The following is a 15,096-nucleotide window of genomic DNA, read 5'->3' on the forward strand; positions in this document are numbered from 1 at the left end:
AGTCAACAGTCAACAGTCAACAGTAATGTTGTTTGTTCTTAGTTCTTTGTTCTCCCCCATCTCCCCCATCTCCCCAATTACCAATTACCAATCACCAATTCCCCAAATCCTTCTGAATAATGGGGTCTTCTGCTAAGTGGGAAGAAACGCGACGGGCCCCGTATTGGTTGAGATGACTGGGATCAGAGAAATAATAATGGCGATTTTGCCAACGTTGGGCGAGGTTGCGGAATTTTAACCCATATCGATCTTCTGCGGCCCTCATGTGTTCTTGAAATTCCTGTTCATACTTACTGCGAACGGGGTCTAAATATTCATTGGTCAAGGGAAGATTAACAAATAATACCTCGACCTCATGGCGGTTTAAATAGCCCATTAAATTTTGGAACGCCTCATATTGCTGTCCCGCTAGGGCAAAGGAATCATAATCTTGATCATAGGCCCCTGTGACTTTGGGATGAGAGCGATAATAGGTATCGGGATCAAACCGTAAATCTAGGGCTAAAAAGCCGTCATGATCAATATCTTCGGTGGCTGTAATTTCGGTGTCTAAGTCTTCTAGGTTGATTTCCGCTGGGGTGGGGAGGGGAGAGGAGAGTTGAGTGGTGAGCCAGGTTTTCGCGCGATCGCGCCTTTGATACAATGCCGAAAACTCTCCCAATGCCTCACTAAACCACCCATTAGCCTCCTGATACCCCTCAGACAACGTTTCACTCAAAGCCCCCAAAGATAAATCCACCTGATCCCCCTCCGGATACAAGGGATTTTTCTGCCGAGGAAATCTCCCTTTTTCCACCTGACGATAGCCACGAGACGAGGTAATGGCCTCAAACGTCAAATCAGGCCGCCCACTATTAAACGCCCGGGCCCCATCGGCCCAGATCACCAACTGAGGCAACTGGTCCGTCGTCAACAACTGACGCACCACAAAATCCACCACCTGCGCTGTCGCCCCATTAATGCCAAAATTAAACACCTCTAACTCTGCCACCGTCTCACTTACCGACTCATCCGCCGGAGTTTCCGCCCGTCTCCGTTCCACAATCTCCTGTTTTAACACCGTAGGATCAATCCCCCGCAAAGCGCGAGAACTGCCCACAATTAAAATATCCGGCGGTCCCGACTGCTTCACCCGGGCCTGATATAACGCCAATTTCTCCTCCAACAGGGGATTATTAAACCCCGGATTATTGGATCGGGCCGCCGCTAACAGGGCCGCTTGCGTCATCTTCTTCTCCGCCTCTGTATTGCCCGTCTCCATTTGGGCCACCTCTTGGGTGGGTGGAGAAGCGGGTAAATATTGCCGCCCCATCCAATCTACCTGTATCGTCAACAAACAGCCCAATAAGCCCCAAATCAGCGCGACAGGCAAGGTATGGTCATCTTGCTCCGATAGCCCCATTTCTGCCCCCAAAGAGGGCGAATTCTCCTCCGTGGGTCGCACCTTAAATAACTGGGTGGCACATAGCCCCCGTTGAATGACCTGTCGCCACCGTTCCCACCCTGACAAGGGGGTTGGGGGGCGCACTTCCATCTCCTCACTAGATAGCTTGGCCTCTACCTCCTGAAACTCCGGCACTGGGGTTAACAGAGACGTTGCCGACTCTAAACTGGGCTGAGAGGACTCAAAATCAATGCCATAACTCCACAAGGGGCTATTTTGTCCGGCCCGACGGCCATAAATCCGGGCCCCTGTCACCCCGACAATACCCAGAGAATTTAATAATCCTTCAATCGCGGCGGCCACTTGTGTCTGGCGAGGACAAACCACTGCTTCGGTCATAATATGTAGCAATTGCCCCTTAAAACAGAGTTTGACCCGAATGCCTCCGGTGGCCAAACGACTGTCAATGTCGGGGTTTAAGAGGCGTTGAATTAAAAAGGTTAAGGCGGCGGGATTTTTCTGACTGGCTAAAGCTGAAGTGGAGGGGGCCAAATAGGCATCGGTGGCCGCCGGGAGTTCCAACCAAGACACCCACAAGGGGGCATCCCGGAGATGATCTAAGGCGAGGGTGGGGGATTCGTGGGGGATAAAGCCCTGTAATTCTGGGCTTTTGACCCCGTAAATGGTGGCCCCGGTTAGGCCTTGGGGGGCGAGGTTTTCTAAAATGTCCTCAATAATGGCCACAGTGTTCTCTTTGGCGGGAACATCGCTATCGGGGACGGTCTCGAAGTCCCAAGCGCAGAAAATGTGCAGGGTGGTTTCTTTGAGGACGGTTCCGACTTGTAATCCCTGACTGGCTAAACATTCATTGAGGAGACGGTCAATGGACTGGATATCCCCCCACCGGGCCCAGTCCCGCAACATTTCTTCGGTGTGGGTGAGGTCGATCTGAAGTACCCAGTCGGGGGCAATTTCGCCGCTTACTTGGGCTCGAATGATGGCTTCTTTAAAGCCTTCTAGTTCTAAGTCTCGCAGTTGTTGGGCGATGGGTTCGGCGATGAGGGAGGCATCGGGGCTATAGTGACAGGTACAGATGGCCCAGAGGCGTTTGTTGTCGGTGGGGTTGGCATCGGGGAGTTTTTGAATTAATACCTTGACACTTACGCCGAGATGTGATAGGGATTCACTGAGGTATCGCGCGATCGCTTCTGGGGACCCGGTTCGGGCTAACTGTTCATTAGAAATAAGCAAAGTGGGGTGAGGTGCAACTCTCTGATTGTCGGCAGAATGGGAATTGGACGGTTGACCGTTCTTAGAGGGGTCTTTCTCACTCCCCCCTACGGTGGAGTCCTGCTGACCCTTCTGGGGGTCTGTTTCTGGGGGTTGCACCTCCGAGGGGAGGGACTCTGGGGACGTGGGTTGTTGAGACAAGATCTGTTCTAATACGAGGGACTCGATCCAATTAGGACGTTGATTGCCAATGCGACGACCATAGAGAATAATTTTATAAATCGGGTCTTCCGCATTGCGGAAAAACTGGCGAAACCCCTTCTGTTGCGATCGCAATGCCTCCACCAGACGGGGTAAAATGGTCTGGACTTCCGGGACTTGAGACCCCTCACAGAGAATGTGCAGGTTATTCCCCCGCAAGCGAATCCGCAAACGCACCCCCGGTTCTCGAATGGCATGATACAACCATTGGGCGAGGGAAGAAGGATCTATTGTAGTCTGGCGTTGTTCAATGTCCCACATTTATAACCCGAATCAACTCTTCTCTAATTCACTGTTTTCTCTTTAAATTAACTTTAAAATTAACAAATAAGGAAGATGAAACACTAACCTAACATGAGTCAACAACCCTCTTGGAATTTCGGTCGCTTTTTGCGCACTGTTACCTATTTTGATACGTTACCCTTTCTCCGCTTTATTCCTTGCCTCAAGACGTTAGTCCTTGGAGATGAATCCACTGTGAATGATCCTGTTACTCCCCCCATTGGCACAATTTTACTGGTGAATGTCACCCCAGAATTAGGGAAACCGTTGGTGAACCTGTTACAGCAACAGCATTATCCGGTACGGGTCTATAGTCCTCATATTCAACCCGGACAACTGGGGGAAGGGGTGGACTATGTGACGGGAGATTTATCTGCACAGGCGTTTCAATCGGCACAAACCGTGATCTATTGTGACACAGGGGAAGATTTTCGCGGTTTGCTTCAAGCTACTGTACACCATTTAGGGACAGGGGAGACAACGACCTTGTTTGATTTTGGTCAAGTAACGGAGGATTTACGCAAGAGTTGGGGGGCCGTGGATGATGTGGTGATGGGGGGAGTGAGTGAGAGTGGAATTCGTTTAGTGGAGGGGAAAGCGGTGTTTGCGGGAAATGTTTCGACGGCCAATTCGGGGGGGTTTGCTTCGGTTCGCAATCGTAATTTTGACCCTCCGTTGGATTTATCGGGATATGAGGGGATTGAGTTACGGGTTTGTGGGGATGGGAAACGGTATAAGTTTATTATGCGCTGTGAGGGGCGTTGGGATGGGGTGAGTTATTGTTATTCCTTTGATACGGTGGCCCAAGAGTGGATTACGGTACGGATTCCCTTCCGGGAGTTAATTCCGGTGTTTCGTGCGAAAACGTTGCCGGATGTGGGAGGGTTTGATCCTAGTTGTATTTATTCTCTGCAATTGATGTTGAGTAAGTTTGAGTATGATGGGGGGTTAAATCCCACTTTTGAACCGGGGGGGTTTACGTTACAGTTGGAACGGATTGCGGCCTATGGGGGAGAACCGACTCCTAAGTTTATTTGGGTGGGAGAGGATGAGATTGAGGTCACGGAGAAGGCGAGTTTACAAACCAGTAGTTTACCCTATGGAATGGTGACGGGGGTTTCTGCGGAGACGGTGGGGGAACAGTGTTTGCAGGTGTTAGAACGTCCCGTGACGGGTTAATGCAGGACAGGTGAGGGTTAACCAACTTTCGGCTAAACGGTGGCCGAGTTCCATGAGTCCTGGGTTGTTAAAGTGGAGGTTATCTTCGTCTCTAGGGAGGTCGAGGGTTTCTACAAGTCCGGTGTTGGGGGTGGTTTCATGGACTTGGGTTTGGGATTGACGAATCTGGTCTCCCCAGGGGAAGGTTTTGGGGGGGTGGTAACTCTGATGATTTTCTCTGAGGAAGATTTGACCGATAATGATGGGGAGGTCGGGGGTGTGGAAGTCTTGTCGTAGTTGGGTGATTAAGGTGCTTAAATTCGCTTCGTATTGTTGGGCCATGTCTTCGTCTTTTGCGTCAGATTCTCCCTGCATCCAGAAAAATCCGGCGATTTGGACGGGTTGGGGGGTTTGTAGGCTGAGTTGACCGATGGCCTGATAGGCGCGATCGCGCATGGCATAATACAGGGAGTCGGGGTTTTCTGGATTCCAGTCTTCTGCTAAGGTTGACCCTTCTACGGCATACTTGACAATGGCGACGGGTTGTTGTAGGCGACGCGCGATCGTTTGTCCCAAGGTGATTTCGGGCCCAAACCCTCCCTCTTGTTTGTAGAGAGTAAAGGGAAGGGGTTCAGTTGGCGGTTGCAAGGCTTCCCATTGATTCTCCTCATTGTACCAAAGTACATTCTCCTGGACTCGTCGATCCGAGGGGAGAAGCGTGGTCATAGTCGATTTAGACCCCACCATATTCGACTGTCCCGCTAAAATAAACACCGGACGAGTTTCTTGAGGACAAGTTAACGCTGTCACGGATTGAGGAACAATCAACCCAAACACCGTTAAGAAACTCAGAGAAGACAAAACTTGACGCATCATAAAGACTTACGGTTAAAGGAGAACATTATGGGGATAGGTTAAGACAGGAGAAGCACCAGAAAACCTCATAAATAGAAAATTTTATCATTGATTACTCTCGGTGAAACTAAAAATCGCCTAAAATTAAGCTGTTGTGCCTTTAAATTGGTATGTGATAGGAAGGAACAGCCTTTCGGCTTCGCTACCCCTGACGGGACGCTACGCGAACAAGGCAAGGGAACAGGGAAAGGGATTAGAGTATTTTTGCTCACTTGAAGAAACCCAGTTTAAAAGTGTTTTACATTAGCCAAAAGCCTTATGGTAATTAGTTTTTGACCTTCTTTTTAGTTGGACAACTTCGGACGCTATCAACTGTCAACTTAAAATGCTGATTACTGTCTCAGTTTCCTCTGAATCATTTTCATCCATCGCTGAAGTTTCACCCATAAACGTTGAGAACGAAAACGCATCGGTTTCTCTTGAGGATTTTTAAGAAAGCGATAATGTAAAAACACCTCTTTATAGGGAATCCCTACATCTATCCCTTGCACTAATTTCACAAAATCCTTTTCAGAGAACCCCATATAATGGAGACGATGAATTGGTTTTAATCCTTGTGCATTATAAAGAATGTGATTAATATCTTGAAACGGATCAGCATCCGCACAATTCCCCGTCCGATCTTGGGAATTAGAACTGAGAGTAAAATTAAATAAAGGCCGTTCACACCGTAAAGTCAAATAATTAAAAAAATAGGCATCATCCCACCACCCCTTCCGGTTGATCCAAACTGCTTCTCCACGGTTCACTAAATAGTCTTGTAGGGTGGCTAATTCTTCAGCAGGAAAGAGTCCTCGCTTTGACCCCCAAAAGCTAGAGCAATGCAATTTTGGGCGAATTTCAGCTTCTGAAAATGCTTTCGTTTCTTCAATCAAAGGAATATTTAAAGCAGCATAGGGAGTGAGTTTTGTATGTTCCCAATCATCAAACACAAAGTCATATTCTGTTAATTTATCTAAGACATCATCAATCGGTTTCATGACTAAGGAATCGGCATCAAAATAGACAAATTGCTCAAAAATTCCATGAAATGCCGCAAAGCGACGGTGTAATTTGCCTTGATACCAGCGAGGATGAGAATTTGGATTTCCTCTTGCTTCTGGATGTGCTTGTGCATAAGCACAAGCGAAATTTTCCCAAGTTTTCAGAATATTTTGGTCTGGAAAAATACTCACATTGGGACGAGACGCAATTTCTTGTTTTATTCGCTCCAATTGATCATCAAAGGGAATAATACAAATAGGAATTGTTGAGCTAATATTGACCTCAACGCTATTCAGAAATGCAACCAACTGGTTGAATACTAAATCATTAGCAAGGGTATAAATCCCTAAAGGTTTCATTGGCTTAACATTCATTAAAATAAACCCCAAAAACAAAGAACTAAAATCTCTGATCAACGCAAAAAAACTCACCCTAGTTTTTTATTATCAACGTAAATATTTAGCCGTTACACGCTCAGAGATTGAAAAAAAACACTAATATAGTAAACCGATTAAAATGGATTATTTAGACGTTTTTTCTAATACGAAGAAATAATGATAGGCATTAAGTGGGTCTTGATATTCTCGTTTAATGGTTAAACCACTTTGTTTGAAAGAGTTGCGAATTCGCTGCAATGGATATCCTTTCAGTCCAATTTCCCAGTAATGATGTTCTTTAGCAAAGGGGATTGTAGTCCAAAATTTAGGGATTTGTAAAACTAGCGATCGCGTGCGCTTTAATAAAAAGTTAGATTGCACTTGCAGCATAATATAATAGCTGTAAAAAGGCAGAGAAATGACCAAATATTTTTTAGTGGTTTGGCTCAATGTCACCAGCACTTTTTCAAAGATTTCATAAGGTATATGTTCTAAGACTTGAAAAAGTGCAATAACATCAAAGGTATCTTGAGGAAGCTCGATATCTTTGGTTAAATCTAATAAAATATCGGGATTTAATTCTGGATCAGCATCTGCTGTGGTAATTGAATAGCCATAAGGATTCAATAATTTTGATAAAAACGAATTGTATATCCCGACTTCTAAGATTGTATTCACTTCGTTACCCAAGGCGCGAATAATGCGAGACTGATTATAGTAACTAATTAATCTTTTTTGGGATACATACTCGTGGTTATTTTTATTCATGAGTTTTTGGGTCTGAGAGTGGCTAAAATAGTATATCTTTTAATTTTAAATAATTTTTCTAAAGTATTTAAAAAAATTTTGGGTCAATTGCCCCCATGGATTGGAAACTGGAGCAAGTTGCTGAGTAGCAAAGTCAACCACTTGTTTAGCTCGTTGCTCCCATGTAAATTGCTGAACATCTTGGAAAGCTCGTTGGGTCAGTTGTTTAGCTAATTGAGGTTGAGCCAATAATTGGGTAATAGCTTCTTTAAAAGAATCGGCTTGATCAGGTTGAGCTAAAAGAGCATTTTTTTGATCGGTTAAAATGGTTTGAATTGTTGGTAAAGCTGATGCAACAATGGGTCTTTGAACTGCCATATAATCAAAGAGTTTTAAAGGACAAGTGGCATTCGCTAATTCCCAATATTGACTCGTTGGTAGCAATAAAATATCTCCTGCATAAAGATAGTATTTTAGTTTATTTTGTGATATATGTCCAATGAACTTGATATTATTTAACTGTTTTTCTTGGCATTGCGATCGCACCCTTTGGACATCCGTTTCCCACCCTCCCACTAAAATGAATTGGCAACTCGGTAGCTGTTGAGCTAAGTCTAAAATGACTGGAATTCCTTTATATTCATACAAATGTCCCGAATAAACTATAATAGTTTCATCCTGTGGTAAACCTAAATAATGGCGAGCAATAGATCGCTCAAGATAAGGAGAAAAGGTTTTTAAATCAACACCATTGGGAACAACGCAAATTTTATCTTCAGATAAACCACAGTTCATATAACTTTCTGCAATTTGAGGAAGCGTTGTTACCACTCCTAGTAAATGAGAACTTTTTAAGAATTGATGATAGGCCGAATTTTTCTCAATTGGTTCATGCCATTCCCAAAGAACAGGTAAACCCATTTTAAGTAGTAATTTCACAAACTCAGGAGAGCGAGTATAGATAAGAGAAGGAGACTTAAAACAAGTATATAAAAGTGCTACTTTATAATAAGCTCTAGGAGGATAATACTGATCCGGTAAAGGATATTCCACATTAATCTGCAATGGTAAACGCATTAATTGAAACCTGTCCTCTAGAGCATACCATTCTTGAAAAGCTGAATCCATTCCGCTTAGAAAAGAAAGAATATCCCCACGAGTAACTAATGTAAAGTTGGTAAATTCTTTCGCCAAAGACTGAGACATCTTCGCAATTTGGAGAGAATGTGCCATGGGAGATGGCAGATTACCAGGAGATAAATAAAGAATTGACTCAAGTTTCATTATCAAAACTCATTTTGCGACACTTTGTAAAATATCTTCAACTTGGTTTACATTTCTTTCTAAAGTTAAGTTGTTCAAAAAAAACTGATGTAATTCTCCTTGTAATTTTGGTCTATCTTTTCTCCAATCAATAAAAGTTTCTAGTTTTTGAAATAACTCTTTTTCATTATTGATTTCAAACAAAAAATCTTGAAATTTGTAATTTAAAAGCTCAGGATTACCACCACTATTACTCGCAATAATTGGAATACCACAAGCCATAGCTTCAATAATTACTCTAGCACAAGGTTCTGCATAGACACTCGGAAGAACAATCAAATCACTTGCTTGATAAAGTTTTACAGTATTCTTGACATAGCCCAAAAACGACACTTGCTCTTGAATCTTTAAATCAATAGTTAATTGTTGTAAAAACTGTTTATATTGTTCGCCTTGTTCAAGAGTAGGATGCAAAACAGGTCTTCCAGCAATCAGTAATCTTAACGGCAATTGGCTTGCTTGATTCAGTAAAGAAAAACTTTTAAGTAATGTTTCTAATCCTTTTTCTCGATCTAAACGACCTAAATAAGTAATAATTTTCTCATCTTGAGACAATCCCCATAGTTTTCGACTTTCTTGCCAATTTAAACTTGGTTGATAATATAAAGGATCAACACCATTTAAAACAACAGTAAACTGACTGGGATTTAACCCTAGATTTGACCATTGTTCTTTAATTTTTTGAGAAACGGTAATAAAAGCGGTAATTTTTTTTATCCCGATCCAATATTTGCGAGGAACTTTTGGTAAAATAGGTTGTCGAATATGAAAAACCGAAGGAATTGTACCTTTAAAAAAACCAAAAAGATTGGCAAATAAGCAATTCTGGCAATCATCTAAATAAATAACTTTTTTTTCCTGTTTAGATAAACTAAGAGAGTTTGCTGTTAAAAAAGTTGAGTATAATAGTTTTATACTCGAACGAATTAATTGGTACTTATTAATATCTTTAACTTGAACTTGAATAATCTTTTGGCAAAATTTCTGATACTGTTCTAATAAATCTCCTTCTTTCCAATAAAGTAAAATGATACTATGGCCTCGCTCTGCAAGAGACTGACAAACAGAAAGAGTAGATAATGGTTGGCCTCCACGAGAAGAACTCGGTTCTGTCGTTAAAGCAATAATTTGCATTTAAACTCCTTGTATTTTGAGTTTTAAAAAATAAAAAAAGCTAGAAATACGACTCAAATAAATTTGTAATTCACACTTAGCTATAATATCTTCCTGTACTTTATTTCCATATTGCAAGCGATAAAGAATGGCTTTATAAAGATTGCCTAAAATAGTTCGCACTAAAACCAAAGGTTTTTTCCAAACTGGAGTCACTAACATACGAAGGGGGAAAAAAGTCAAACAAGAACTATGGATCAATGATAATAAATAATCGTCCTCTAAGCGTTGCGCAGGAATTAAATGATCAATGTGCATTGCAGCATTATACCAAATTTCCCAACCCGCTTTGTACATATATAAAAGCGGTTCCCAATCTGAACCACACACTAAAGAATTTTCTGTACGGCCACTGAGTAAAGGTTTTTCAGGAAGACAGGTTTTCCATACTTTTGAGCGCACCACCAATCCAGCCCCAGTTGGCAAACTTAAAACTTCTGGCTGATATAAATTGGAAGTATTTCCGCGTTCTCGAATCGCTAAAAACCCAATTATTTTATCAAAATTTTCAGGAGGCGGGACTTCAAATTTAGCATGAATTTGTCCCCCATACGCTCCAGCGCGAGGATAGTTTTCCCCAAATTGAAAGGCTTGATAAACCCAATCTAATGCCGGAATATTATCATCATCTAGAAAACCAACATATTTTCCTTGTGCTTTTTGAATCGCTTTTGCTCTGGCAAAAGCTAATCCTTGTTGGGATTCAAAATAGTAATGTAATGCAAAGGGAAAAGACCATTGTTTTTGATAGTTTTTAATTAAATTTCCTGTCTCATCAGTGCTATTATTATCAATTACAATAACTTCCCAATTGAGGAACTCAATTTGAGTTTGTTGCGTAAGCTTTTCTAACACCAAAGGAAGACGGGATGCACCATTATAAGTGGGAATCGCTACCGTAAAGTCAATCATGATTTTAACGCCTGTTTCCAAAGATAAAAAGGACTAACAATACTACTGCGAAGAAACTCCATTTCACAGGCCGCCACCACATCCTCTTGAAAACGATGACGGTATTTGAGAAAATAAAACAAAGCCTTTCTAATATCATTAGCCAACCCCACCGGAAACAAAAAAGGCCGTTGCCAAGGTTTGTAACGCAACATCCGGATGTGATGACGAGCTAACCCAGTGCTGCGGACTAAATAAAGGAGATAGGCTCTAGTTAAACGATCGCGCGGAATCTGATGATATAACTCCATCTCCGCATTGTACCAAATCTCCCAGCCCGCATTCTGAATATAAAGAATCGCCTCCAAATCCTCACTATTTAACACCGAATTTTGCGATCGCCCCGTCAAAAACGGACGCTCCGGCACAATCTCCAACCAAACCCGCCGACGCACCACCAACCCCGCAGACGGCGGCAACATCTTCATCTGGGGATGATACAAATGAGGGATTTCCCCCCGTTCCGTAATCGCAAAAAAACTAGCAATTTTCTCAAAATCCTCCGGCGGTTCAGTCTCATACTCCCCATGAATTTGACTGCCAAACGCACCCGCCTGGGGATATTCCCGCGCAAACCGACAAGCCGCACTCACCCAATTCTCCTTGGGTAAAGTATCATCATCTAAAAACCCCACCAACTCCCCTTCAGCTTCGTGTATCCCGCGAATACGCGCAAACGCCGCACCCTGCTGCGTCTCCGTACACACCCGCAACGGCACATCCGCCAACCACTGCTGCTGATACTCCTCAACAACCGCCAACGTATTATCCCGACTATTATTATCCACCACCAGCACCTCCCAACCGAGAGATTCCGTCTCGACTTGCCGCTTTAAACAGTCCAGCAACTGAGGTAAACGTCCAGCACCATTATAGGTGGGGATAGCGACGGTCAAATCAAAGGACATAGGGAATAAGAGAAATTTCTTCTGTTATAGATCAAAAATCACCATTCTCCATCCCAAACTTCCTTTTGCGACAGGGGAGTATAAGGTTCAGTATCCGCCACAATTTCCGGAGTTACAGTATTCTCAGGCGGTTCAGACGGAGGAGGAGTCTTATCTTCCTCTGGGGGTTTGGGTTTCTCCTCCTCTTTCTCCCCTTGGGGAGGTTCAGGAATAGCTGTTTTTGCCTCTTGGAGAGGTTCAGGAGTGGCCTTTTCCTCCACTTGGGGAGGGTTAGGTTCAATTCTCACCGTATCAGGGACTTGCTCAGTATTCGTTTCCTTAGTAAAGGTTAAATAATTCTCTGCACAATCAATTAACACCGTATCCCCCTCCACAAAAGCATTTTCAAGGATTCTCGTTGCCATAGGGTTTTCTAATTCCTTCTGAATTGCCCGTTTCAGAGGACGCGCCCCATACACCGGATCATAGCCCACATCTACCAAATAATCCTGAGCCGCCGGAGTCAGATCAAGACTTAATTGCTGTTCTGCTAATAACGTCTGTAACCGTTGTAACTGAATCGTGACAATCTTCCGCAGTTCATCCCGTTCTAAGGCCGTAAAGATAATTAAATCATCAATGCGGTTGAGGAATTCTGGACGGAAATGCGCTCTGAGTTTCTCTAATGCTCTCGCATTAATCGCACTTTTCTCCTGTCCTTCCTCTCGCAGTCGTAAAATATCCTCACTGCCAATATTACTGGTCATCACAATAATCGTATTGCGGAAGTCCACGAGCCGACCTTGAGAATCTGTCACGCGACCATCGTCAAGGATTTGTAATAAAATGTTAAAAACATCTCGGTGTGCCTTTTCCACCTCATCCAACAGCACCACCGAGTAGGGCCGACGGCGTATGGCTTCAGTGAGTTGTCCCCCTTCCTCATAGCCAATATAACCCGGAGGCGCACCCACGAGGCGTGAGACGGTGTGCTTCTCCATATATTCGGACATATCGAGGCGCACCATCGACTCCTCACTATCAAAGAGCAACTCCGCCAAAGCCCGGGCTAACTCAGTTTTTCCGACCCCTGTGGGACCCATAAACAGGAATGAACCGATAGGTCGGCTGGGGTCTTTCATCCCTGCCCTAGCCCGGCGAATGGCGGCAGAAACGGCGGCCACGGCTTCATCTTGACCAATGACTCGTCCGTGTAAATGGCCTTCGAGTTGTAAGAGTTTTTGCCGTTCTGACTCTAACAGACGGTTGACGGGAATACCTGTCCAACGGGCGACAATTTCGGCAATATCGGCCTCGGTAACTTGTTCCCGTAATAATGCACGGCCTTGGGACTGCATTTCCAAGAGTTTGGCTTCTTTCTCCTCTCGTTCGTGTTGTAGGGTTTCTTGTTCGTATTTCAATTGATAAGCGCGGTTTTGGTCGTACTCCCGAAAGGCCCGTTCAACCTGTAAACGCACTTTATCTTCTTTCTCTTTCAGGACGTTCATTTCGTCCAGCATTTGCTTCTCAGACTGCCATTGTGCCGTGAGTTGCTGCTGTTTCCCTTCTAGTTCTTTAATTTCCTGTTCAATGCGCTCTAAACGGTCTTTGGAGGCACTATAAACGCTGCTACTACCTTCTTTTTCTCCTTCGAGGGAGAGTTTCTCCATTTGTAACTGCATGATGCGGCGGTCGGTGTCCTCTAATTCCGTGGGTTTCGAGGTGATTTCCATTTTGAGGCGTGCGGCGGCTTCATCGACCACATCAATGGCTTTATCGGGGAGGAAGCGGTCGGCAATATAACGATGGGAGAGGGTGGCCGCAGCAACTAAGGCGGAGTCGGTAATTTTTACGCCGTGATGGACTTCGTAGCGTTCTTTGAGTCCTCGTAAAATGGAGACGGTATCCTCAACGCCGGGTTGTTTGACATAGACTTGTTGGAAGCGGCGTTCTAAGGCGGGGTCTTTTTCGATATGATTGCGGTATTCATCGAGGGTGGACGCGCCAATACAGCGCAGTTCGCCCCGTGCTAACATGGGTTTGAGTAGGTTTCCGGCATCCATTGAGCCTTGGCTGGATGCTCCTGCCCCCACTACGGTATGCAGTTCGTCGATAAATAAAATAATTTGTCCGTCGGAGTGGGTGACTTCGTGGAGGACTCCTCGCAAACGGTTTTCAAATTCGCCCCGATATTTTGCACCAGCGATTAAACTTCCCATATCGAGGGAAATGAGTTGGCGGTTTTTGAGGGATTCGGGGACATCTCCGTTGACAATACGTTGGGCGAGTCCTTCGGCTATGGCAGTTTTGCCGACTCCAGGTTCACCAATTAAAACGGGGTTGTTTTTGGTGCGACGGGAGAGGACTTGAATAACGCTGCGGATTTCTTCATCCCGACCGATTACGGGGTCTAGTTTACCCCCTTTGGCTTGTTCGGTTAAGTCGCGGCCATATTTACTGAGGGACTCGTATTGTTCTTCGGAGTCTGGTTCGGTGACTTTTTTTGTCCCGCGCACGGATTTTATCACGGCTTCGAGGTCTTGGGGGTCGAGGTTGAAGCTGCGGAGGAGTTTGCGGCCGAGTCTTTCATCTTCGGCAAACCCGACGAGGAGGTGTTCGACGGAGATGTATTTGTCTTCCCAACTGTTGCGGGAGGCTTCTGCGCGATCGAGCATAACATCTAAACCGCGACCGAGGTAGAGTTGTTCGATGTAGGGGAATTTGGTTTGACGGTGGGTGAAGCTGTCCACTTGTTGGGTGAAGCGGCCAAGATCAATGCTGGCTTTATTGAGAATACGTTGGGTGAGTCCGTCGTCTTGTTCGAGTAAGGAGAGGACTATATGTTCGACTTCTAGTTGTTGATTTTTGTAGCGACGGGCAATATCTTGGGATTTGACAATGGCATCCCATGCCTGTTCGGTGAATTGGCTCGCGTCTGTTGGCTGCATTGCGTTTCTTGGTAAGGCCGTTCCGGGTCTTAGTATATCAGGTGAGTTTCTTTTGTTATTTTAGCGTTCAGGAGGGGGAGTTATGGGGATTGACGAGGATCACCTGCCGGGAACTGTAAACCCCTTTCCCCTCAGCGTTGTCGAGCCTTTTGATGGACATCCTCCCCCTTGGGACACTCCCTTTATCTTCCGCTCTATAAAACTTACTCAAACTTAATCATTTGATGTTTACTTCCTAGCTTGGATCTTTTGAGACCTATCCACCACTAGGCTTGCACGGTTGAAGCTCTCCCTTTGTGTCCTTTGTGTCTTTGTGGTTCAATGATCAGCTATTTTTTCAACAAAAGAGCCGCGGGACTCCCCCACCTCGGAACAGGTGGGGGAGGAAAGCGGGTGAGTCGATACCGCTTCTCCTGCGGAGACGCTGCGCGAACGATGCGGCTGAGACTCACAACCTCTTAGGCTACACATAGACC

The 15,096-nt window shown here is 44.6% G+C and carries 10 protein-coding genes; 1 reads left to right on the plus strand and 9 read right to left on the minus strand.

The features are described 5' to 3' along the window. Window positions 1–91: 91 nt before the first annotated feature. A complete protein-coding gene (locus PN462_RS15845; protein WP_272129733.1) occupies window positions 92–3,136 on the minus strand; it encodes a D-alanyl-lipoteichoic acid biosynthesis protein DltD in 3,045 nt (1,014 codons plus the stop codon). A 93-nt stretch (window positions 3,137–3,229) separates the two neighbouring features. Between PN462_RS15845 and PN462_RS15850 the strand changes: the two genes are divergently transcribed. Beyond that, window positions 3,230–4,336, plus strand: a complete 1,107-nt coding sequence (locus PN462_RS15850) for a CIA30 family protein (protein WP_272129735.1) — start codon at window positions 3,230–3,232, stop codon at window positions 4,334–4,336. On the opposite strand, the gene PN462_RS15855 is transcribed toward PN462_RS15850, so the two are convergent. From PN462_RS15855 to clpB, 8 genes are all read right to left on the minus strand, one after another. Then, window positions 4,313–5,191, minus strand: coding sequence for a sialate O-acetylesterase (locus PN462_RS15855; RefSeq protein WP_272129737.1), 879 nt, complete (start codon window positions 5,189–5,191; stop codon window positions 4,313–4,315). The genes PN462_RS15850 and PN462_RS15855 overlap by 24 nt on opposite strands. Window positions 5,192–5,562: 371 nt before the next feature. Further along, complete coding sequence (locus PN462_RS15860) at window positions 5,563–6,588, minus strand: Npun_R2821/Npun_R2822 family protein (protein WP_272129739.1); 1,026 nt, start codon at window positions 6,586–6,588, stop codon at window positions 5,563–5,565. A gap of 147 nt (window positions 6,589–6,735) precedes the next feature. Then, window positions 6,736–7,359, minus strand: coding sequence for a class I SAM-dependent methyltransferase (locus tag PN462_RS15865; protein WP_272129741.1), 624 nt, complete (start codon window positions 7,357–7,359; stop codon window positions 6,736–6,738). A 45-nt stretch (window positions 7,360–7,404) separates the two neighbouring features. Further along, the gene (locus PN462_RS15870) at window positions 7,405–8,622 is read right to left on the minus strand and encodes a glycosyltransferase family 4 protein (protein WP_272129742.1); all 1,218 of its coding nucleotides are present in this window, start codon (window positions 8,620–8,622) and stop codon (window positions 7,405–7,407) included. A 9-nt stretch (window positions 8,623–8,631) separates the two neighbouring features. Continuing rightward, window positions 8,632–9,795, minus strand: coding sequence for a glycosyltransferase family 4 protein (locus tag PN462_RS15875; protein ID WP_272129744.1), 1,164 nt, complete (start codon window positions 9,793–9,795; stop codon window positions 8,632–8,634). Beyond that, window positions 9,796–10,746, minus strand: a complete 951-nt coding sequence (gene hpsE / locus PN462_RS15880; protein WP_272129746.1) for a hormogonium polysaccharide biosynthesis glycosyltransferase HpsE — start codon at window positions 10,744–10,746, stop codon at window positions 9,796–9,798. After that, window positions 10,743–11,693 (minus strand): hormogonium polysaccharide biosynthesis glycosyltransferase HpsE, encoded by a 951-nt coding sequence (gene hpsE / locus PN462_RS15885; protein WP_272129748.1) that lies wholly within the window; start codon window positions 11,691–11,693, stop codon window positions 10,743–10,745. The genes hpsE (PN462_RS15880) and hpsE (PN462_RS15885) overlap by 4 nt, the downstream gene beginning before the upstream one ends. A 38-nt stretch (window positions 11,694–11,731) precedes the next feature. Then, on the minus strand, window positions 11,732–14,620 hold the full coding sequence (clpB, locus tag PN462_RS15890; protein WP_272129750.1) for an ATP-dependent chaperone ClpB: 2,889 nt from the start codon (window positions 14,618–14,620) through the stop codon (window positions 11,732–11,734). Between the last annotated feature and the right edge of the window lie 476 nt (window positions 14,621–15,096).

This window comes from Spirulina sp. CS-785/01 (assembly GCF_028330525.1).
Taxonomy (GTDB): domain Bacteria; phylum Cyanobacteriota; class Cyanobacteriia; order Cyanobacteriales; family Spirulinaceae; genus JAQMSD01.

Excerpts from the sequence above, each read along its gene's own strand:
- PN462_RS15845 (WP_272129733.1), bottom strand. The coding sequence starts at position 3,136 with ATGTGGGACATTGAACAACGCCAGACTACAATAGATCCTTCTTCCCTC.
- PN462_RS15850 (WP_272129735.1), top strand. The coding sequence starts at position 3,230 with ATGAGTCAACAACCCTCTTGGAATTTCGGTCGCTTTTTGCGCACTGTT.
- PN462_RS15855 (WP_272129737.1), bottom strand. The coding sequence starts at position 5,191 with ATGATGCGTCAAGTTTTGTCTTCTCTGAGTTTCTTAACGGTGTTTGGG.
- PN462_RS15860 (WP_272129739.1), bottom strand. The coding sequence starts at position 6,588 with ATGAATGTTAAGCCAATGAAACCTTTAGGGATTTATACCCTTGCTAAT.
- PN462_RS15865 (WP_272129741.1), bottom strand. The coding sequence starts at position 7,359 with ATGAATAAAAATAACCACGAGTATGTATCCCAAAAAAGATTAATTAGT.
- PN462_RS15870 (WP_272129742.1), bottom strand. The coding sequence starts at position 8,622 with ATGAAACTTGAGTCAATTCTTTATTTATCTCCTGGTAATCTGCCATCT.
- PN462_RS15875 (WP_272129744.1), bottom strand. The coding sequence starts at position 9,795 with ATGCAAATTATTGCTTTAACGACAGAACCGAGTTCTTCTCGTGGAGGC.
- hpsE (WP_272129746.1), bottom strand. The coding sequence starts at position 10,746 with ATGATTGACTTTACGGTAGCGATTCCCACTTATAATGGTGCATCCCGT.
- hpsE (WP_272129748.1), bottom strand. The coding sequence starts at position 11,693 with ATGTCCTTTGATTTGACCGTCGCTATCCCCACCTATAATGGTGCTGGA.
- clpB (WP_272129750.1), bottom strand. The coding sequence starts at position 14,620 with ATGCAGCCAACAGACGCGAGCCAATTCACCGAACAGGCATGGGATGCC.